At 69.1% G+C, this 15,495-nt stretch carries 28 protein-coding genes; all 28 read right to left on the bottom strand.

The features are described 5' to 3' along the window. Positions 1 to 55 precede the first annotated feature (55 nt). The 28 genes from rplQ to rplD all read right to left on the bottom strand — a co-directional run bounded on the left by rplQ (position 56) and on the right by rplD (position 15,495). Positions 56 to 613 carry a 50S ribosomal protein L17 gene (rplQ, locus tag ACFQ8Y_RS21485; RefSeq protein ID WP_430564319.1) on the bottom strand — a complete coding sequence of 186 codons (558 nt, stop codon included), beginning with the start codon at positions 611 to 613 and terminating at the stop codon, positions 56 to 58. A gap of 76 nt (positions 614 to 689) precedes the next feature. After that, positions 690 to 1,706: a DNA-directed RNA polymerase subunit alpha gene (locus ACFQ8Y_RS21480; RefSeq protein WP_429727860.1), complete on the bottom strand. Its 1,017-nt coding sequence runs from the start codon at positions 1,704 to 1,706 to the stop codon at positions 690 to 692. A gap of 161 nt (positions 1,707 to 1,867) precedes the next feature. Then, the gene (gene rpsK / locus ACFQ8Y_RS21475) at positions 1,868 to 2,272 is read right to left on the bottom strand and encodes a 30S ribosomal protein S11 (RefSeq protein ID WP_380321664.1); all 405 of its coding nucleotides are present in this window, start codon (positions 2,270 to 2,272) and stop codon (positions 1,868 to 1,870) included. A 74-nt stretch (positions 2,273 to 2,346) separates the two neighbouring features. Further along, on the bottom strand, positions 2,347 to 2,721 hold the full coding sequence (rpsM, locus tag ACFQ8Y_RS21470) for a 30S ribosomal protein S13 (RefSeq protein WP_430550490.1): 375 nt from the start codon (positions 2,719 to 2,721) through the stop codon (positions 2,347 to 2,349). Positions 2,722 to 2,915: 194 nt separating this feature from the next. Next, a complete protein-coding gene (gene rpmJ, locus ACFQ8Y_RS21465) occupies positions 2,916 to 3,029 on the bottom strand; it encodes a 50S ribosomal protein L36 (RefSeq protein ID WP_009740505.1) in 114 nt (37 codons plus the stop codon). Positions 3,030 to 3,099: 70 nt separating this feature from the next. Next, complete coding sequence (infA, locus tag ACFQ8Y_RS21460) at positions 3,100 to 3,321, bottom strand: translation initiation factor IF-1 (protein ID WP_012867920.1); 222 nt, start codon at positions 3,319 to 3,321, stop codon at positions 3,100 to 3,102. A gap of 240 nt (positions 3,322 to 3,561) precedes the next feature. Continuing rightward, entirely contained in the window at positions 3,562 to 4,446 is an 885-nt protein-coding gene (gene map, locus ACFQ8Y_RS21455) for a type I methionyl aminopeptidase (protein WP_430550491.1), read from the bottom strand. Positions 4,447 to 4,459: 13 nt separating this feature from the next. Next, positions 4,460 to 5,017: an adenylate kinase gene (locus tag ACFQ8Y_RS21450; protein WP_430550765.1), complete on the bottom strand. Its 558-nt coding sequence runs from the start codon at positions 5,015 to 5,017 to the stop codon at positions 4,460 to 4,462. 101 nt (positions 5,018 to 5,118) lie between these two features. Further along, entirely contained in the window at positions 5,119 to 6,417 is a 1,299-nt protein-coding gene (secY, locus tag ACFQ8Y_RS21445) for a preprotein translocase subunit SecY (RefSeq protein ID WP_430550492.1), read from the bottom strand. Positions 6,418 to 6,721: 304 nt separating this feature from the next. Then, positions 6,722 to 7,186 (bottom strand): 50S ribosomal protein L15, encoded by a 465-nt coding sequence (gene rplO / locus ACFQ8Y_RS21440; protein WP_430550493.1) that lies wholly within the window; start codon positions 7,184 to 7,186, stop codon positions 6,722 to 6,724. A gap of 2 nt (positions 7,187 to 7,188) precedes the next feature. Beyond that, the gene (gene rpmD, locus ACFQ8Y_RS21435; protein WP_079573239.1) at positions 7,189 to 7,371 is read right to left on the bottom strand and encodes a 50S ribosomal protein L30; all 183 of its coding nucleotides are present in this window, start codon (positions 7,369 to 7,371) and stop codon (positions 7,189 to 7,191) included. Next, entirely contained in the window at positions 7,371 to 8,048 is a 678-nt protein-coding gene (gene rpsE / locus ACFQ8Y_RS21430) for a 30S ribosomal protein S5 (RefSeq protein WP_079572450.1), read from the bottom strand. The genes rpmD and rpsE overlap by 1 nt, the downstream gene beginning before the upstream one ends. A 43-nt stretch (positions 8,049 to 8,091) precedes the next feature. Further along, the gene (gene rplR / locus ACFQ8Y_RS21425) at positions 8,092 to 8,463 is read right to left on the bottom strand and encodes a 50S ribosomal protein L18 (RefSeq protein ID WP_429727854.1); all 372 of its coding nucleotides are present in this window, start codon (positions 8,461 to 8,463) and stop codon (positions 8,092 to 8,094) included. Next, positions 8,463 to 8,999, bottom strand: a complete 537-nt coding sequence (rplF, locus tag ACFQ8Y_RS21420; RefSeq protein WP_430550494.1) for a 50S ribosomal protein L6 — start codon at positions 8,997 to 8,999, stop codon at positions 8,463 to 8,465. The genes rplR and rplF overlap by 1 nt, the downstream gene beginning before the upstream one ends. A 20-nt stretch (positions 9,000 to 9,019) precedes the next feature. Further along, positions 9,020 to 9,418: a 30S ribosomal protein S8 gene (rpsH, locus tag ACFQ8Y_RS21415; RefSeq protein ID WP_430550495.1), complete on the bottom strand. Its 399-nt coding sequence runs from the start codon at positions 9,416 to 9,418 to the stop codon at positions 9,020 to 9,022. 73 nt (positions 9,419 to 9,491) lie between these two features. After that, positions 9,492 to 9,677 (bottom strand): type Z 30S ribosomal protein S14, encoded by a 186-nt coding sequence (locus ACFQ8Y_RS21410; RefSeq protein ID WP_430550496.1) that lies wholly within the window; start codon positions 9,675 to 9,677, stop codon positions 9,492 to 9,494. Position 9,678: 1 nt separating this feature from the next. Continuing rightward, the gene (rplE, locus tag ACFQ8Y_RS21405) at positions 9,679 to 10,254 is read right to left on the bottom strand and encodes a 50S ribosomal protein L5 (protein ID WP_430550497.1); all 576 of its coding nucleotides are present in this window, start codon (positions 10,252 to 10,254) and stop codon (positions 9,679 to 9,681) included. Then, positions 10,254 to 10,595 carry a 50S ribosomal protein L24 gene (rplX, locus tag ACFQ8Y_RS21400; RefSeq protein WP_430550498.1) on the bottom strand — a complete coding sequence of 114 codons (342 nt, stop codon included), beginning with the start codon at positions 10,593 to 10,595 and terminating at the stop codon, positions 10,254 to 10,256. The genes rplE and rplX overlap by 1 nt, the downstream gene beginning before the upstream one ends. A gap of 2 nt (positions 10,596 to 10,597) precedes the next feature. Next, a complete protein-coding gene (gene rplN, locus ACFQ8Y_RS21395; RefSeq protein WP_079572436.1) occupies positions 10,598 to 10,966 on the bottom strand; it encodes a 50S ribosomal protein L14 in 369 nt (122 codons plus the stop codon). Positions 10,967 to 11,111: 145 nt separating this feature from the next. Further along, on the bottom strand, positions 11,112 to 11,402 hold the full coding sequence (gene rpsQ / locus ACFQ8Y_RS21390) for a 30S ribosomal protein S17 (protein ID WP_429764762.1): 291 nt from the start codon (positions 11,400 to 11,402) through the stop codon (positions 11,112 to 11,114). A 7-nt stretch (positions 11,403 to 11,409) separates the two neighbouring features. Then, the gene (gene rpmC, locus ACFQ8Y_RS21385) at positions 11,410 to 11,649 is read right to left on the bottom strand and encodes a 50S ribosomal protein L29 (protein ID WP_430550499.1); all 240 of its coding nucleotides are present in this window, start codon (positions 11,647 to 11,649) and stop codon (positions 11,410 to 11,412) included. Continuing rightward, entirely contained in the window at positions 11,649 to 12,068 is a 420-nt protein-coding gene (gene rplP / locus ACFQ8Y_RS21380; RefSeq protein ID WP_380244191.1) for a 50S ribosomal protein L16, read from the bottom strand. The genes rpmC and rplP overlap by 1 nt, the downstream gene beginning before the upstream one ends. Positions 12,069 to 12,071: 3 nt before the next feature. Continuing rightward, complete coding sequence (gene rpsC, locus ACFQ8Y_RS21375) at positions 12,072 to 12,908, bottom strand: 30S ribosomal protein S3 (RefSeq protein ID WP_430550500.1); 837 nt, start codon at positions 12,906 to 12,908, stop codon at positions 12,072 to 12,074. Further along, positions 12,908 to 13,276 carry a 50S ribosomal protein L22 gene (gene rplV, locus ACFQ8Y_RS21370; RefSeq protein WP_079572426.1) on the bottom strand — a complete coding sequence of 123 codons (369 nt, stop codon included), beginning with the start codon at positions 13,274 to 13,276 and terminating at the stop codon, positions 12,908 to 12,910. Before rplV ends, rpsC begins: the two co-directional genes overlap by 1 nt. Before the next feature lie 58 nt (positions 13,277 to 13,334). Continuing rightward, complete coding sequence (gene rpsS, locus ACFQ8Y_RS21365) at positions 13,335 to 13,616, bottom strand: 30S ribosomal protein S19 (RefSeq protein WP_075829208.1); 282 nt, start codon at positions 13,614 to 13,616, stop codon at positions 13,335 to 13,337. 15 nt (positions 13,617 to 13,631) lie between these two features. After that, positions 13,632 to 14,468, bottom strand: a complete 837-nt coding sequence (rplB, locus tag ACFQ8Y_RS21360; RefSeq protein WP_430550501.1) for a 50S ribosomal protein L2 — start codon at positions 14,466 to 14,468, stop codon at positions 13,632 to 13,634. A 29-nt stretch (positions 14,469 to 14,497) separates the two neighbouring features. Continuing rightward, the gene (rplW, locus tag ACFQ8Y_RS21355) at positions 14,498 to 14,800 is read right to left on the bottom strand and encodes a 50S ribosomal protein L23 (RefSeq protein WP_079572420.1); all 303 of its coding nucleotides are present in this window, start codon (positions 14,798 to 14,800) and stop codon (positions 14,498 to 14,500) included. After that, positions 14,797 to 15,495: a 50S ribosomal protein L4 gene (gene rplD / locus ACFQ8Y_RS21350; RefSeq protein WP_430550502.1), complete on the bottom strand. Its 699-nt coding sequence runs from the start codon at positions 15,493 to 15,495 to the stop codon at positions 14,797 to 14,799. Before rplD ends, rplW begins: the two co-directional genes overlap by 4 nt.

The following is a 15,495-nucleotide window of genomic DNA, read 5'->3' as shown; positions in this document are numbered from 1 at the left end:
CGCGCCACCTCTCGGGTGGCGCGGGGCCTCGTCGTGATCGCGGGGACGCGGGAGGTCAGGCCTCCTTGGTCTCCTCGGCCTTCTCGTCAGCCTTGTCCTCGGCGGGGGCCTCGGCCGGAGCCTCGGTGGCCTCCTCGGTCGCCTCGACGGCGGCCTCGTCCTTGGCGGGCTTCTCGTCCTCGGTCTTGGCGGCCTTCGTCGACGCCTTCTCAGTGGCCTTCGTGGCCTCCTTGACGACGGCCTGCTTCGGGCTCACCGGCTCGGTGACGAGCTCGATGACCGCCATGGGCGCGTTGTCGCCCTTGCGGTTGCCGATCTTGGTGATGCGCGTGTAGCCACCGTTGCGCTCGGCCATGGCCGGGGCGATCTCGGTGAACAGCGTGTGCACCACGGACTTGTCGCGGACGACGGTCAGCACCCGGCGACGGGCGTGCAGGTCGCCGCGCTTCGCGAAGGTGATGAGGCGCTCGGCCAGGGGGCGCAGGCGCTTGGCCTTCGTCTCCGTGGTCGTGATGCGGCCGTGCTCGAAGAGCGACGTCGACAGGTTCGCGAGGATCAGGCGCTCGTGAGCCGGGCTGCCACCGAGCCGCGGACCCTTGGTGGGGGTAGGCATTTCTGGTTCTCCTTGAGGGTGGTTCCGCACCGCGCGGCCCGGTCAGGTCGAGCGGGCTGCTGCGGGCGCGGAGACGTCAGTACGACTGCTCGTCCGAGTACGTGGCCTCGTCGTCCCCACCGCTGAAGTACGCGGAGCTGGACGGGTCGAAGTCGAGGGGCGAGTCCTTCAGCGAGAGGCCCAGCTCGGCGAGCTTCTCCTTGACCTCGTTGATGGACTTCGCACCGAAGTTGCGGATGTCGAGCAGGTCGGCCTCGCTGCGAGCCACGAGCTCACCCACCTGGTGGATGCCCTCGCGCTTGAGGCAGTTGTACGAGCGGATCGTGAGGTTGAGCTCCTCGATCGGCAGCGCCAGGTCCGCGGCCAGCGCGGAGTCCGTCGGCGACGGGCCGATCTCGATGCCCTCGGCCTCGACGTTCAGCTCGCGGGCGAGACCGAACAGCTCGACGAGCGTCTTGCCGGCCGAGGCGAGCGCGTCGCGCGGGGCGATCGCGGCCTTCGTCTCGACGTCGACGATCAGCTTGTCGAAGTCCGTGCGCTGCTCGACACGCGTGGCCTCGACCTTGTAGGTGACCTTGAGGACCGGCGAGTAGATCGAGTCGACGGGGATCCGACCGATCTCGGCCTCGTCGTTCTTGTTCTGCGCCGCGGACACGTAGCCACGACCGCGCTCGACGGTGAGCTCGATCTCGAGCTTGCCCTTGTCGTTGAGCGTGGCGACGTGCAGGTCCGGGTTGTGCACCTCGACGCCCGCCGGCGGCACGATGTCCGCGGCGGTGACCACGCCCGCACCCGTCTTGCGCAGGTACATCACGACGGGCTCGTCGTTCTCCGAGGAGACGACGAGGTTCTTGATGTTGAGGATGATCTCGGTGACGTCCTCCTTCACACCCGGCACGGTGGAGAACTCGTGGAGCACTCCGTCGATGCGGATGGAGGTGACGGCCGCGCCCGGGATGGACGACAGGAGGGTCCGGCGCAGGGAGTTGCCGAGCGTGTAGCCGAAGCCAGGCTCGAGCGGCTCGATGGAGAAGCGCGAACGGTACTCCGAGATGACCTCTTCGGTCAGGGAGGGGCGCTGTGCGATCAGCACGGTCAGGTCCTTTCAGTGTGCGTCCGCCATATGACGCATCACGGATCCGCGAGTACTCGCGGCCCCGGGCGGGACTCGGTCCACCCGCCCGGGCAGGCTGCGGCGTCGTGCGGGCCCGGGGCCGATCCCTCGGCCCCGGGGTCCCGACGACGTCGGGAGGGTCAGACGCGGCGGCGCTTCGGGGGACGGCAGCCGTTGTGCGCCTGGGGCGTCACGTCCTGGATCGAGCCGACCTCGAGGCCGGTCGCCTGCAGGGAGCGGATCGCGGTCTCACGACCGGAACCCGGGCCCTTGACGAAGACGTCGACCTTCTTGACACCGTGCTCCTGGGCGCGGCGGGCGGCCGACTCGGCGGCGAGCTGCGCGGCGTACGGCGTGGACTTGCGGGAGCCCTTGAAGCCGACGTGGCCGGCGGACGCCCACGAGATCACGGCGCCCGACGGGTCGGTGATCGAGACGATCGTGTTGTTGAAGGTGCTCTTGATGTGAGCCTGGCCGAGCGGGACGTTCTTCTTGTCCTTGCGACGCGGCTTGCGCGCGGCCGTGGCACGAGTCTTGGGAGGCATGTGTTCTCTGATCTCCTGGTCTGATCGGACCGGGGCGGTTCAGCTCGGGGAGCCGACCACGCCACGGACTGCTCTCAGCGGGCCTTCTTCTTGCCCGCGACGGTGCGCTTCGGGCCCTTGCGGGTGCGCGCGTTGGTCTTGGTGCGCTGACCGCGCACCGGGAGGCCGCGGCGGTGACGCAGGCCCTGGTAGGTGCCGATCTCGACCTTGCGGCGGATGTCGGCAGCGACCTCGCGGCGCAGGTCGCCCTCGAGCTGGAAGTTGCCCTCCAGGAAGTCGCGGAGAGCGACGAGCTGGTCGTCGCCGAGGTCCTTGACCCGCAGGTCCGGGCTGATCCCGGTCGCGGCCAGCGTCTGCTGGGCGCGGGTACGGCCGACGCCGTAGATGTACGTGAGCGCAACCTCGAGCCGCTTGTCGCGGGGGAGGTCGACGCCGATCAGACGTGCCATGTGCCTTCCGGCTCCTGTACTTCTTCCAGAGGTCTGCCGCACCGCCTCCCGCGATGACCGCGGGCCCCGGCCCCTGGACCGGAGGTTCCCCTCGCCCGTCCCCCCGGGAGCTTGCGCTCCGGCAGGACGGGTCGAGGTTCGTGGTGGTGCGCTGTGTCCGACGGCGAGCGAGTGCCGTCAGGCGGTGGCTGCGATCAGCCCTGGCGCTGCTTGTGGCGCAGGTTCTCGCAGATCACCATGACGCGACCGTGCCGGCGGATCACCTTGCACTTGTCGCAGATCTTCTTGACGCTCGGCTTGACCTTCATCAGTGTTCCTCCGCCGCCGTACGCACGCCGGCGGGTGCCGGCGCCACGACGGCGCTCGATGGGGTGGTGGTTACTTGTAGCGGTAGACGATCCGACCGCGGGACAGGTCGTACGGGCTGAGCTCGACCACGACACGGTCCTCCGGGAGGATCCGGATGTAGTGCTGACGCATCTTGCCCGAGATGTGCGCGAGGACCTTGTGGCCGTTCGCCAGCTCCACACGGAACATCGCGTTCGGCAGGGCCTCGACCACGCTGCCCTCGATCTCGATGACGCCGTCCTTCTTTGCCATGTCCTCCGCTAACTCTCGTCTGTCCCCGGGCGCCCGTCAGCAACGTGACGGAGGTCCGGATGTCGTGCGTGCCGCCTGCTCACCCTCGTCCCGACCGGCCGACGTGACGTCGAGCCGGTGCTGGTCTGCAGCGCCACCATCTCGCGCGTGCATCTCGAGGAACTGCCGAACGGACTACACCCGACAGACCATCGTACTCCATCGCACCAGCAGCTGCGAACGTGAGCAGACGGTCGTCGGTCACACGTCGAGGGGCACGGGCACGACCTCGAACGGGGCGAGACCGGCGCGTCCGCCGTCGGCGGCCGTCAGCACGCTGATGCCGTCCTCGAGGAGGGCCACGGAGTGCTCCCAGTGGGCGGCGCGCGAACCGTCCTGCGTCACGACCGTCCAGTCGTCGGCGAGGACCCGGGTCGCCCCGCTCCCCCGCGTGACCATCGGCTCGACGGCGAGGCACATGCCCGGCCGCAGCCGGGGGCCGCGGTCCGAGGTGCGGAAGTTCACGACGTCGGGCGGCTGGTGCATCGCCGTGCCGATGCCGTGGCCCACGTAGTCCTCGACGATCCCGTACTCGACGCCCGAGACGCCCCCGGCCAGCTCGACGGCGGCCTCGACCGCGGTCCCGACGTCGCCCAGCCGCTTGCCGCCGGCCAGTGCGGCGATCCCCGCCCACATGGCCGTCCGCGTCGCACGGACGAGGTCGAGGTCCGCCGCGTCGACACCGTCGACCGCCGCCGTCTCCTCGACGTCGAGCGCGCCGTCCGGCCCCAGCACGAGGCTGATCGCCGAGTCGCCGTGCCAGCCGTCCACGATCGCGCCGCAGTCGACCGACACGACGTCGCCGACCTCGAGCACGCGACCACCGGGGATGCCGTGGATGACCTCCTCCGAGACGGAGACGCAGATCGTCGCGGGGTACCCCTCGTAGCCGAGGAACGACGGCGTCGCCCCCGCGTCCGCGATGACCCGCGCCGCGACCGCGTCGAGGTCAGCCGTCGTCAGGCCCGGGCGGGCCGCGGCACGCACCGCGTCGAGCGCCGACGCGACGACCAGGCCGGCACGCCGCATGACGCGCACCTGGTCGGGCGTCTTGAGCTCGATGCGCTCGCGCGAACCGAAGATCATGGCGTCAGGGACCTCAGCCGAGCTCGGCGGCCAGCGCCTGGACGATGCGCTCGGTGACCTCGGAGACGTCGCCGATGCCGTCCACCTTCGCAAGGATGCCCCGCTCGGAGTAGGCGGCGGTCAGGGGCGCGGTCTGCTCGTCGTAGATGTCGAGCCGGCGCGCGATCGCCTCCGGGGTGTCGTCCTCGCGGCCCTCGATCTCGGCGCGCTTGGCGATCCGCGACAGGAGCTCCTCGCGGGCGGCGGTGAGCTCGATGACGCCGTCCAGCTCCCAGCCGAGATCGGCCAGGATGCCGTCCAGCGCCTCGACCTGGTGCGCGTTGCGCGGGTAGCCGTCGAGCAGGAAGCCGGACTTCACGTCGTCCTCGCCGAGGCGCGAGCGCACCATCTGGTCGGTGACCTCGTCCGGGACGAGCTCACCCTTGGCGCTGTACTCCTGCGCGAGCTTCCCGAGCTCCGTGCCGCCCTTGATGTTGGCGCGGAAGATGTCGCCCGTCGAGATGGCGGGGATGCTGAAGAGCTCGGCGAGGCGCGCGGCCTGCGTGCCCTTGCCCGCACCCTGCGGCCCCATGATCACCAGGCGCGTCACCCGCGCCTCGGCGCTGGGGGCGCCGTGGAGCTCGCGGCGGGTGGTCGGCGTGGCAGCAGTGCTGCCGCCTTCGGTCGTCTCGGTCAACGGAGGAACCCTTCGTAATGACGCTGCTGGAGCTGGGAGTCGATCTGCTTCACGGTCTCGAGCCCGACGCCCACGATGATGAGGATCGACGTGCCGCCGAACGGGATGTTCGTGGTGACTCCCAGCACCACGAGCACGATCGTGGGGATGAGGGCCACGATGGCCAGGTAGATCGAGCCCGCGGACGTGATGCGGGTGATCACGTAGTCGAGGTACTCGGCCGTGGGCCTTCCCGCGCGGATGCCGGGGATGAAGCCGCCGTACTTCTTCATGTTGTCCGCGACCTCGTCCGGGTTGAACGTGATCGACGTGTAGAAGAACGCGAAGAAGATGACCATCAGCACGTACAGCACGATGTACAGCGGGTCGGACTGCTGGACCAGGTTCTCCGAGATCCACAGCACCCAGCCCGCGGTCGGCTCGCCGAACTGGGCGATCAGCCCGGGGATGGCCAGGATCGACGCCGCGAAGATGACCGGGATGACGCCGGCCATGTTGATCTTGATCGGGATGTAGGTGCTGGTCCCGCCGTACATGCGGCGGCCCACCATGCGCTTCGCGTACTGCACCGGGATGCGGCGCTGGGACTGCTCGACGAAGACGACCAGCCCGACGACGAGCACGATGACCAGGATCATCACGATGAAGTTCAGGGGGCCGTTCGAACCGCCGGCGATCGACCAGAGGGCCGACGGGAAGCTCGCCGCGATCGACGTGAAGATCAGCAGGGACATGCCGTTGCCGACGCCGCGCTCGGTGATCATCTCGCCGAGCCACATGACCAGGCCGGTACCGGCCGTCATGGTGACGACCATCAGCGTGGCGGTCATGAAGCTGTCGTCCGTGATCACGTCGACGGGGCAGCCCTGGAAGAGCATCCCCGTGCGCGCGGTCGTGATGATCGTCGTCGACTGCAGGATCGCCAGGGCGATCGTCAGGTAGCGCGTGTACTGCGTCAGCTTCGCCTGCCCCGACTGGCCCTCCTTGTGCAGGGCCTCGAACCGAGGGATGACGACGCGCAGCAGCTGCACGATGATGCTCGCGGTGATGTACGGCATGATGCCGAGCGCGAAGATCGACAGCTGCAGCAGCGCGCCACCGCTGAAGACGTTCACGAGGCCGAGCAGCGAGGTGCTGCCCTCGAGGGCCGCGACGCACTGCTGGACGTTGCCGTAGTCGACGCCGGGTGTGGGCACGAGCGACCCCACCCGGAAGAGCGCCATGATCGCGATCGTGAACAGCAGCTTGCGCCGCAGGTCCGGTGTCCGGAAAGCCCGGCCGAATGCGCTGAGCACCTATCCTCCTGGCCCGCCGCGGCGGGTTGTCGTGTCGCCGGGGATCGGCGAGGTGTGGCGCGAGCTCCCGGCACCGCGGCCCGTGGGCCACGCCGCCGTCACGCCGACTCGGTCAAGGTCCGACCGGGGAGAACCCGGCCTCGCCGTCACCCGGATCAGGTGCGTGGCGCGGACCGTGACGGATTCTACGTGGCCGGGACCAGTGATCCAGACCACACGCCGTCGCGGAGAGCTGGCCCGCGCCAGCACGCCGGGAGCACACAGGGCCGGCAGCGCGTGTGCGCCGCCGGCCCTGATGCGGATGTCAGTCCTCGGAGACCGTGCCGCCGGCCGCCAGGATCTTGTCCTTGGCGGAGCCGGAGACGCGGTCGACCGTGACGTCCAGCTTGACGGTGATCTCGCCGTTGCCGAGCACCTTCACCGGCTGGCCCTTGCGGACCGCGCCCTTGGCGACGAGGCCCTCGACGGTGACGGAGCCACCCTCGGGGTACAGCGCGGCGAGCTTGTCCAGGTTGACGACCTGGTACTCGACGCGGAACGGGTTCTTGAACCCGCGCAGCTTCGGGAGGCGCATGTGCAGAGGCATCTGCCCACCCTCGAAGCCGGCGGGAACCTGGTAGCGAGCCTTCGTGCCCTTGGTACCGCGACCCGCCGTCTTGCCCTTCGACGCCTCGCCACGACCCACACGGGTCTTGGCGGTCTTGGCGCCGGGGGCCGGACGCAGGTGGTGGACCTTGAGCGGCTGCGACTTCTCGGTGTTGTCGGCCATGATCACTCGACCTCCTCGACGGTGACGAGGTGCGCCACCGTGGTGACCATGCCACGGATCTCCGGACGGTCCTCCTTCACGGCGGTGTCGCCGATCCGCTTGAGGCCGAGGGTCCGCAGCGTGTCACGCTGGTTCTGCTTGCCGCCGATGGCGGACTTGACCTGGGTGACCTTCAGTCGAGGCATCACGCACCCACCTTCTCGCCGGCCTTCTCCGCCTTGGCGGCAAGTCCGGCAGCCTGCGCACGCAGGAGCGCGGCCGGAGCCACGTCCTCGAGCGGCAGGCCACGGCGGGCGGCCACGGCCGCCGGCTCCTCGAGGCCCTTGAGGGCCGCGACGGTCGCGTGCACGATGTTGATCGAGTTGGACGAGCCGAGCGACTTGCTCAGCACGTCGTGGATGCCGGCGCACTCCAGCACGGCGCGCACCGGACCACCGGCGATCACACCGGTACCCGGCGAGGCCGGACGCAGGAACACGACGCCGGCGGCCTCCTCACCCTGGATGGGGTGAGGGATGGTGCCCTGGATGCGCGGGACGCGGAAGAAGTTCTTCTTCGCCTCCTCGACACCCTTGGCGATCGCCGCGGGCACCTCCTTGGCCTTGCCGTAGCCGACACCGACGGTGCCGTCGCCGTCGCCCACCACGACCAGCGCGGTGAAGCTGAAGCGACGACCGCCCTTGACGACCTTCGAGACGCGGTTGATCGTCACCACGCGCTCGACGAAGGCGTTCTTGTCGGCCTGGTCGCGGCCACCGCCACGGCGGTCGTCACGACGACCGCCACCGCCGCCGCGGCGGCCGTCGGTCTTGTTGGACTCGTTGGCGCCCTGGGGGGCGCCGGTGCGCTGCCCTGCAGCCATCAGAGGATCCTCATCTTCCGTGCGAACTCGCGGACGTCGGCCATCACAGCTCCAGCCCCGCTTCCCGGGCGCCGTCGGCGACCGCAGCCACCCGACCGTGGTACTTGTTGCCACCGCGGTCGAAGACCACGGTCTCGACGCCGGCGGCCTTGGCACGCGCGGCGACGAGCTCGCCGACCTTGCGGGCCTTGGCCGTCTTGTCGCCGTCGAGGGCGCGCAGGTCGGCCTCGAGGGTCGAGGCGGAAGCGACGGTCTTGCCGACCGTGTCGTCCACGACCTGCGCCACCATGTGGCGCGACGAACGGGTCACGACGAGGCGCGGACGCGCCGCGGTGCCCTTGATCTTCTTGCGCAGGCGCAGGTGACGGCGCTGACGAGCGACGGCCTTGCCCTTGCCCAGAACCTTGAGAGCCATCACTTACCAGCCTTTCCGACCTTGCGGCGGACGACCTCGCCGGCGTATCGCACGCCCTTGCCCTTGTAGGGCTCGGGCTTGCGGATCTTGCGGATGTTCGCTGCGACCTCGCCGACCTGCTGCTTGTCGATGCCCGCGACCGAGAACTTGGTCGGGCTCTCCACCGCGAAGGTGATTCCCTCGGGCGCCGTGACGACGACCGGGTGCGAGAAGCCGAGAGCGAACTCCAGGCTCTGGCCCTTGGCCGCGACGCGGTACCCGGTACCGACGATCTCGAGCTTCTTCTCGTAGCCCTGGGTCACACCGGTGACGATGTTGGCCAGGAGGGTGCGGGTGAGGCCGTGCAGCGCACGGGACTCACGCTCGTCGTCCGGGCGCGACACCACGAGGGTGGCGTCGTCCTGGGCGACCGTGATGGGGGCGGGCACCGCGTGCTCCAGGGTCCCCTTGGGGCCCTTGACGGTCACGAGCGCACCGCTGATGGTGACGTCCACACCGGCCGGGACCGGAACGGGAAGCTTGCCGATTCGAGACATGGCGATTTCTCCTTTCCGGATTACCAGACGTAGGCGAGGACTTCGCCGCCGACGCCCTTGGCCTGGGCCTGACGGTCCGTCAGCAGGCCGGAGGACGTGGACAGGATGGCCACGCCGAGGCCGCCGAGGACCTGGGGCAGGTTGGTGGACTTCGCGTAGACGCGGAGGCCGGGCTTCGAGACGCGGCGGATGCCGGTGAGGGCACGCTCGCGGCTCGGGCCGTACTTGAGGGACAGGGTGAGGGACTTGCCGACCTTCGCGTCCTCGACGCTCCAGCCGGTGATGTACCCCTGCGCCTGCAGGATCTCCGCGATGTTCGACTTCAGCTTCGAGTGCGGCATGGTGACCGTCTCGTGGTGCGCCGAGTTCGCGTTACGCAGACGCGTGAGCATGTCTGCGATGGGGTCTGTCATGGTCATTGGGCTCCAGCCCTTCCTCGCCGGGGTATCCGGGTAGTGCTTGCGCACCGCCCGGACCTGCGGCGTAGTGGTTTTACCAGCTGCTCTTGTTGACGCCGGGGAGCTCGCCGCGGTGGGCCATCTCCCGCAGGCAGATCCGGCACAGGCCGAACTTGCGGTAGACCGAGTGCGGACGGCCGCACCGCTGGCACCGGGTGTAGGCGCGGACCGCGAACTTCGGCTTGGCGGCCGCCTTGTTGATCAGGGCCTTCTTCGCCATGTCAGTTCTGCTCCTTGAAGGGGAAGCCGAGACGGCGCAGCAGGGAGCGGCCCTCGTCATCGGTCGTCGCCGTGGTCACGACCGTGATGTCCATGCCGCGGACGCGGTCGATCTTGTCCTGGTCGATCTCGTGGAACATCGACTGCTCCGTGAGACCGAAGGTGTAGTTGCCGTGCCCGTCGAACTGCTTCGGGCTCAGACCGCGGAAGTCGCGGATACGGGGCAGCGCGATCGACAGCAGCCGGTCGAGGAACTCCCACATCCGGTCGCCGCGCAGCGTGACGTGCGCGCCGATCGGCATGCCCTCGCGCAGCTTGAACTGCGCGATCGACTTCTTGGCCCGGGTCACCTGGGGCTTCTGCCCCGTGATCGCCGTGAGGTCGCGGATCGCGCCCTCGATGAGCTTGGAGTCCTTCGCGGCGTCACCGACACCCATGTTGACGACGATCTTCGTCAGACCGGCGACCTGCTGGATGTTCTGGTGGCCGAACTCCTCGAGCAGCGCCGCGATGATGTCCTCGCGGTACTTCTGCTTGAGGCGCGGGGTGGCCGGGGCCTCGAGAGTGGTCTCGGTCATCAGATGTCCTTCCCGGAACGCTTGGCGACGCGCACGCGGACGGTGCGGGTACGGCCATCGCGCTCGACCTGCTCGGTACGGAACCCGACGCGCGTGCCCTTCTTGGACTCCGGGTCGACGATCATCACGTTCGAGACGTGGATCGACGCCTCGACGGTCTCGATGCCGCCCGTGCGGGTGCCCCGAGCCGTCTGGCCGGCCTTGACGTGCTTGGTGACGCGCTGCACGCCCTCGACCACGATGCGGTCGGTGTCCTTGAGGACCTCGAGCACACGGCCCGTCTTGCCCTTGTCGCGACCGGCGATGACGATCACCTGGTCGCCCTTCTTGATCTTCGCCATGGTCAGAGCACCTCCGGCGCCAGCGAGATGATCTTCATGAACCGCTTGTCGCGCAGCTCGCGCCCGACCGGGCCGAAGATGCGGGTGCCACGGGGCTCACCGTCGTTCTTGAGGATCACGGCGGCGTTCTCGTCGAACTTGATGTAGGAACCGTCGGGACGACGGCGCTCCTTGGCGGTCCGGACGATGACGGCCTTGACCACATCGCCCTTCTTCACGTTGCCGCCGGGGATCGCGTCCTTGACGGTGGCGACGATCGTGTCGCCGATACCGGCGTAGCGACGGCCGGATCCACCGAGAACACGGATGCAGAGAATCTCCTTGGCACCCGTGTTGTCGGCGACCCGCAGTCGCGACTCCTGCTGGATCATCGATTGATCTCCTGTCGTCGAGCCGGTTCTCGTCCCAGGCTGTCCCGGGCGAGCCTTGCCGAACGGATAGTTGCTGTGGTGGCCGGGGCGGGCCGCATACGTGTGTCACGTCCCGCCCCGGCCGAAGGTCACCAGACCTTCTGGATCACTTGGCCTTCTCGAGGATCTCCGTCAGGCGCCACCGCTTGGTCGCGGACAGCGGACGGGTCTCCATGATCTCGACCAGGTCGCCGATACCGGCGGAGTTCTGCTCGTCGTGCGCCTTCACCTTGGTGGTGGTGCGCAGGACCTTGCCGTACAGGGGGTGCTTCTTGCGGTCCTCGACCTCGACGACGATGGTCTTCTCCATCTTGTCGCTGACGACGTAGCCACGACGGACCTTGCGCGTGCTGCGCTCGGTCGTCTCAGCGGCCACCGCGTTGGTGTTCTCGCTCATCGATGCCTCACTCACTCACGCTCGGGGCCGTGCGGATACCGAGCTCGCGCTCGTGCAGGACCGTGTAGATCCGCGCGATGTCGCGCTTGACGGCCTTGATCCGACCGTGGGACTCCAGCTGGCCGGTGGCCGACTGGAAACGGAGGTTGAAGAGCTCCTCCTTGGCCTTCTTCAGCTCGGCGACCAGCTTCTCGTCGTCGAACCCGTCGAGGTCAGCGGGGGTCATGCCCTTGGTTCCGACTGCCATCAGTTCGCACCACCCTCGCGCACCACGAAACGGCACTTCATCGGGAGCTTGTGGATCGCGCGGCGCATGGCCTCACGGGCCAGCTCCTCGTCGACGCCGGCCAGCTCAAAGACGATCCGGCCGGGCTTGACGTTGGCGACCCACCACTCGGGCGAGCCCTTGCCGGAACCCATGCGGGTCTCGGCGGGCTTCTTGGTCAGGGGACGGTCCGGGTAGATGTTGATCCAGACCTTGCCGCCACGCTTGATGTGGCGGGTCATCGCGATACGAGCAGCCTCGATCTGACGGTTGGTGACGTAGGCGGGCTCGAGAGCCTGGATGCCGAAGTCGCCGAACGCGATCGTGGTGCCACCCTTGGCCGCGCCGGAGCGCTTCGGGTGGTGCTGCTTGCGGTGCTTGAGCCTGCGGGGGATCAGCATGACTCAGGCCTCCGTTCCGGACTCGGGGGCCGCAGCCGCCTCGGCCGGCGCCTGGGCCGCGTCGGACGCGGGGGCGCTCTCTGCGGCCGGCTGGGCCTGACGCTCGGGGCGACGACCGCCACCGCGGCGCTCCCCGCGCTCCGGACGACCACCACGACCCCCACGGGGGGCGGCGGTCGCCTGCTGCGCGGCGAACTCCTTCTCGGTCATGTCGCCCTTGTAGATCCACACCTTCACGCCGATACGGCCGAAGGTGGTGCGGGCCTCGAAGAAGCCGTAGTCGATGTACGCGCGCAGCGTGTGCAGCGGCACACGACCCTCGCGGTAGAACTCCGACCGGCTCATCTCGGCGCCGCCGAGACGGCCCGAGACCTGGACCCGGATGCCCTTGGCGCCGGCGCGCTGCGCGGACTGGATGCCCTTGCGCATGGCGCGGCGGAACGAGACGCGGCTCGCGAGCTGCTCGGCGATGCCCTGCGCGACCAGCTGCGCGTCGATCTCCGCGTTCTTGACCTCGAGGATGTTGAGCTGGACCTGCTTGCCCGTGAGCTTCTCGAGCTCGCCGCGGATGCGGTCGGCCTCAGCACCTCGGCGGCCGATGACGATGCCCGGACGCGCCGTGTGGATGTCCACGCGGACGCGGTCGCGGGTGCGCTCGACCTCGACCTTGGAGATGCCGGCCCGCTCGAGACCGGTGCTCATGAGCTTGCGGATCGCCACGTCCTCGCGGACGTAGTCGCGGTACCGCTGACCAGGCTTGGTGCTGTCGGCGAACCAGCGCGACCGGTGGTCGGTGGTGATGCCGAGGCGGTACCCGTGCGGGTGAACCTTCTGCCCCACTATCGGGCCCCTTCCTTCTGCTCACGCGGTGCGACGACCACGGTGATGTGGCTGGTGCGCTTGAGGATCTGGCTCGCACGCCCCTGCGCCCGCGGACGGAACCGCTTGAGCGTCGGCCCCTCGTCGACGAACGCCGCCGAGACGAAGAGCTCCGTCTCGTCGAAGCGCTCGCTGGCGCGGTCGGCCTTCACCCGGGCGTTCGCGACGGCGCTCTCCACAACCTTGCGGATCGGCTCGCTCGCCGCCTGCGGCGCGAACTTCAGCACCGCGACGGCCTCGGCGGCCTGCTTGCCACGGATGAGGTCCACGACGCGCCGGGCCTTCTGGGGCGTGACACGGACGAACCGCGCCTGCGCCTTGGCTTCCATTGCTGTCCTGCTTCCTTTTCTCAGACCGTCGGGGCCTGTCGCCTGGCTGACCCGGGGGTCAGCGGCGACGGCCCTTCTTGTCGTCCTTCACGTGGCCGCGGAAGGTTCGCGTGGGAGCGAACTCGCCGAGCTTGTGGCCGACCATCGCCTCGGTGACGAAGACCGGGGTGTGCTTCCGGCCGTCGTGCACGGCGAAGGTGTGACCGAGGAAGTCGGGCGTGATGACCGACCGACGGGACCAGGTCTTGATGACGTTCTTGGTCCCCTTCTCGTTCTGAGCGTCCACCTTCTTCTGCAGGTGGTCGTCGACGAAGGGGCCCTTCTTCAGGCTACGAGGCATCTGTCAGGCTCCTTTTCAGCGCTTCTTGCCGGTGCGGCGACGGCGGACGATCAGCTTGTCGCTCGGCTTGTTCGGGCGGCGGGTCCGGCCCTCGGGCTGGCCCCACGGGCTGACCGGGTGGCGACCACCGGAGGTCTTGCCCTCACCACCACCGTGCGGGTGGTCGACCGGGTTCATGACCACGCCACGGACGGTCGGGCGGACGCCCTTCCACCGCATGCGGCCGGCCTTGCCCCAGTTGATGTTCGACTGCTCGGCGTTGCCCACCTCGCCGACCGTGGCGCGGCAGCGCAGGTCGACGTTGCGGATCTCGCCGGACGGCATGCGCAGCTGCGCGTACGGGCCGTCCTTCGCGACGAGCTGCACGGAGGCACCCGCGGAGCGGGCGATCTTCGCGCCGCCACCGGGGCGGAGCTCGACGGCGTGGATGACCGTACCGGTCGGGATGTTGCGCAGCGGCAGGTTGTTGCCGGGCTTGATGTCGGCGCCGGCACCGGCCTCGACGACGTCGCCCTGCGACAGCTTGTTCGGCGCGATGATGTAGCGCTTCGTGCCGTCCGCGTAGTGCAGGAGCGCGATCCGAGCCGTGCGGTTCGGGTCGTACTCGATGTGCGCGACCTTGGCGGGCACGCCGTCCTTGTCGTGACGACGGAAGTCGATCACGCGGTAGGCACGCTTGTGGCCACCGCCCTTGTGACGGGTCGTGATGCGACCGGAGTTGTTGCGCCCACCCGTCTTGGACAGCGGACGGACCAGAGACTTCTCCGGCTCGGAGCGCGTGATCTCGACGAAGTCGGCGACGCTGGAGCCGCGGCGTCCGGGCGTCGTCGGCTTGTACTTACGGATTCCCATGGGTTAGTCCTCGATCTGCTCTCTGCGCCTCAGGAAGCCGGACCGCCGAAGATGTCGATCGTGCCCTCACGGAGGGTCACGATCGCGCGCTTCGTGTCCTTGCGCTTGCCCAGGCCGAAGCGCGTGCGACGCGCCTTGCCCTTGCGGTTGATCGTGTTGACCGAGTCGACCTTGACGCCGAAGACCTGCTCGACCGCGATCTTGATCTCGGTCTTGTTGGCCCGCGGGTCCACGACGAAGGTGTACTTGCCCTCGTCGAGGAGGTTGTAGGACTTCTCGGAGACGACCGGCGCGATCAGGATGTCGCGCGGGTCCTTCGTCACGGCGGTCACTTGGTGGCCTCCTCGGTCTCGGCCGCCTCGGACTCCGTGGCGACGGCCTTCACGCTCTTGCCCGTGGCCGGGCCGGCGAGGAACGCGGCGAGCGCGCCCTCGGTGAAGACGACGTCGTCGGAGACGAGCACGTCGTAGGTGTTGAGCTGGTCCGCGGTCAGCAGGTGGACCTGCTCGACGTTGCGGAGCGACAGGATCGTCAGCTCGTCCGAGCGCTCGGTGACCACGAGGACGTGGGTGCGCTCGGTGAGCGCGGCGAGCGTCTTGACCGCGGTCTTGGTCGACGGCGCACCGTCGAGACCGAAGCCGGAGACCACGTGGACACGGCCGGCGCGAGCCCGGTCGGACAGGGCACCGCGGAGAGCGGCGGCCTTCATCTTCTTCGGGGTCCGCTGGTCGTACTTGCGCGGCTGCGGGCCGTGGACGGTGCCACCGCCGGCGAACTGCGGGGCGCGGGTCGAACCCTGACGGGCGCGGCCGGTGCCCTTCTGCTTGTACGGCTTGCGGCCACCGCCGCGGACCTCGCCGCGGGTCTTGGTGGCGTGCGTGCCCTGGCGGGCGGCGGCGCGCTGCGCCACGACCACCTGGTGGATCAGCGGGACGTTGGTTGCGACGTCGAACACCTCGGCGGGAAGGTCGGCGGTGCCGGCCTTCTTGCCCTGGGCGTCGAGCACGTCGACGGTCTGGTTGGCCAT

The organism is Isoptericola sp. NPDC056605, assembly GCF_042792795.1.
Taxonomy (GTDB): domain Bacteria; phylum Actinomycetota; class Actinomycetes; order Actinomycetales; family Cellulomonadaceae; genus Isoptericola.
The sequence above is the reverse complement of the archived record's forward strand: the minus strand, read 5'-3'. Positions and strand labels throughout refer to the sequence as shown.

Coding starts and splice junctions, on each gene's coding strand:
- rplQ (WP_430564319.1), bottom strand. CDS start 613: ATGCCTACCCCCACCAAGGGTCCGCGGCTCGGTGGCAGCCCGGCTCAC.
- rpsK (WP_380321664.1), bottom strand. CDS start 2,272: ATGCCTCCCAAGACTCGTGCCACGGCCGCGCGCAAGCCGCGTCGCAAG.
- rpsM (WP_430550490.1), bottom strand. CDS start 2,721: ATGGCACGTCTGATCGGCGTCGACCTCCCCCGCGACAAGCGGCTCGAG.
- rpmJ (WP_009740505.1), bottom strand. CDS start 3,029: ATGAAGGTCAAGCCGAGCGTCAAGAAGATCTGCGACAAGTGCAAGGTG.
- infA (WP_012867920.1), bottom strand. CDS start 3,321: ATGGCAAAGAAGGACGGCGTCATCGAGATCGAGGGCAGCGTGGTCGAG.
- map (WP_430550491.1), bottom strand. CDS start 4,446: ATGATCTTCGGTTCGCGCGAGCGCATCGAGCTCAAGACGCCCGACCAG.
- ACFQ8Y_RS21450 (WP_430550765.1), bottom strand. CDS start 5,017: ATGGGGCCGCAGGGTGCGGGCAAGGGCACGCAGGCCGCGCGCCTCGCC.
- rplO (WP_430550493.1), bottom strand. CDS start 7,186: ATGGCCGACAACACCGAGAAGTCGCAGCCGCTCAAGGTCCACCACCTG.
- rpmD (WP_079573239.1), bottom strand. CDS start 7,371: ATGCCTCGACTGAAGGTCACCCAGGTCAAGTCCGCCATCGGCGGCAAG.
- rpsE (WP_079572450.1), bottom strand. CDS start 8,048: ATGGCTGCAGGGCAGCGCACCGGCGCCCCCCAGGGCGCCAACGAGTCC.
- rplR (WP_429727854.1), bottom strand. CDS start 8,463: ATGGCTCTCAAGGTTCTGGGCAAGGGCAAGGCCGTCGCTCGTCAGCGC.
- rplF (WP_430550494.1), bottom strand. CDS start 8,999: ATGTCTCGAATCGGCAAGCTTCCCGTTCCGGTCCCGGCCGGTGTGGAC.
- rpsH (WP_430550495.1), bottom strand. CDS start 9,418: ATGACCATGACAGACCCCATCGCAGACATGCTCACGCGTCTGCGTAAC.
- ACFQ8Y_RS21410 (WP_430550496.1), bottom strand. CDS start 9,677: ATGGCGAAGAAGGCCCTGATCAACAAGGCGGCCGCCAAGCCGAAGTTC.
- rplE (WP_430550497.1), bottom strand. CDS start 10,254: ATGACCGAGACCACTCTCGAGGCCCCGGCCACCCCGCGCCTCAAGCAG.
- rplX (WP_430550498.1), bottom strand. CDS start 10,595: ATGGCGAAGATCAAGAAGGGCGACCAGGTGATCGTCATCGCCGGTCGC.
- rplN (WP_079572436.1), bottom strand. CDS start 10,966: ATGATCCAGCAGGAGTCGCGACTGCGGGTCGCCGACAACACGGGTGCC.
- rpsQ (WP_429764762.1), bottom strand. CDS start 11,402: ATGAGCGAGAACACCAACGCGGTGGCCGCTGAGACGACCGAGCGCAGC.
- rpmC (WP_430550499.1), bottom strand. CDS start 11,649: ATGGCAGTCGGAACCAAGGGCATGACCCCCGCTGACCTCGACGGGTTC.
- rplP (WP_380244191.1), bottom strand. CDS start 12,068: ATGCTGATCCCCCGCAGGCTCAAGCACCGCAAGCAGCACCACCCGAAG.
- rplV (WP_079572426.1), bottom strand. CDS start 13,276: ATGGAAGCCAAGGCGCAGGCGCGGTTCGTCCGTGTCACGCCCCAGAAG.
- rpsS (WP_075829208.1), bottom strand. CDS start 13,616: ATGCCTCGTAGCCTGAAGAAGGGCCCCTTCGTCGACGACCACCTGCAG.
- rplB (WP_430550501.1), bottom strand. CDS start 14,468: ATGGGAATCCGTAAGTACAAGCCGACGACGCCCGGACGCCGCGGCTCC.
- rplD (WP_430550502.1), bottom strand. CDS start 15,495: ATGGCCAACCAGACCGTCGACGTGCTCGACGCCCAGGGCAAGAAGGCC.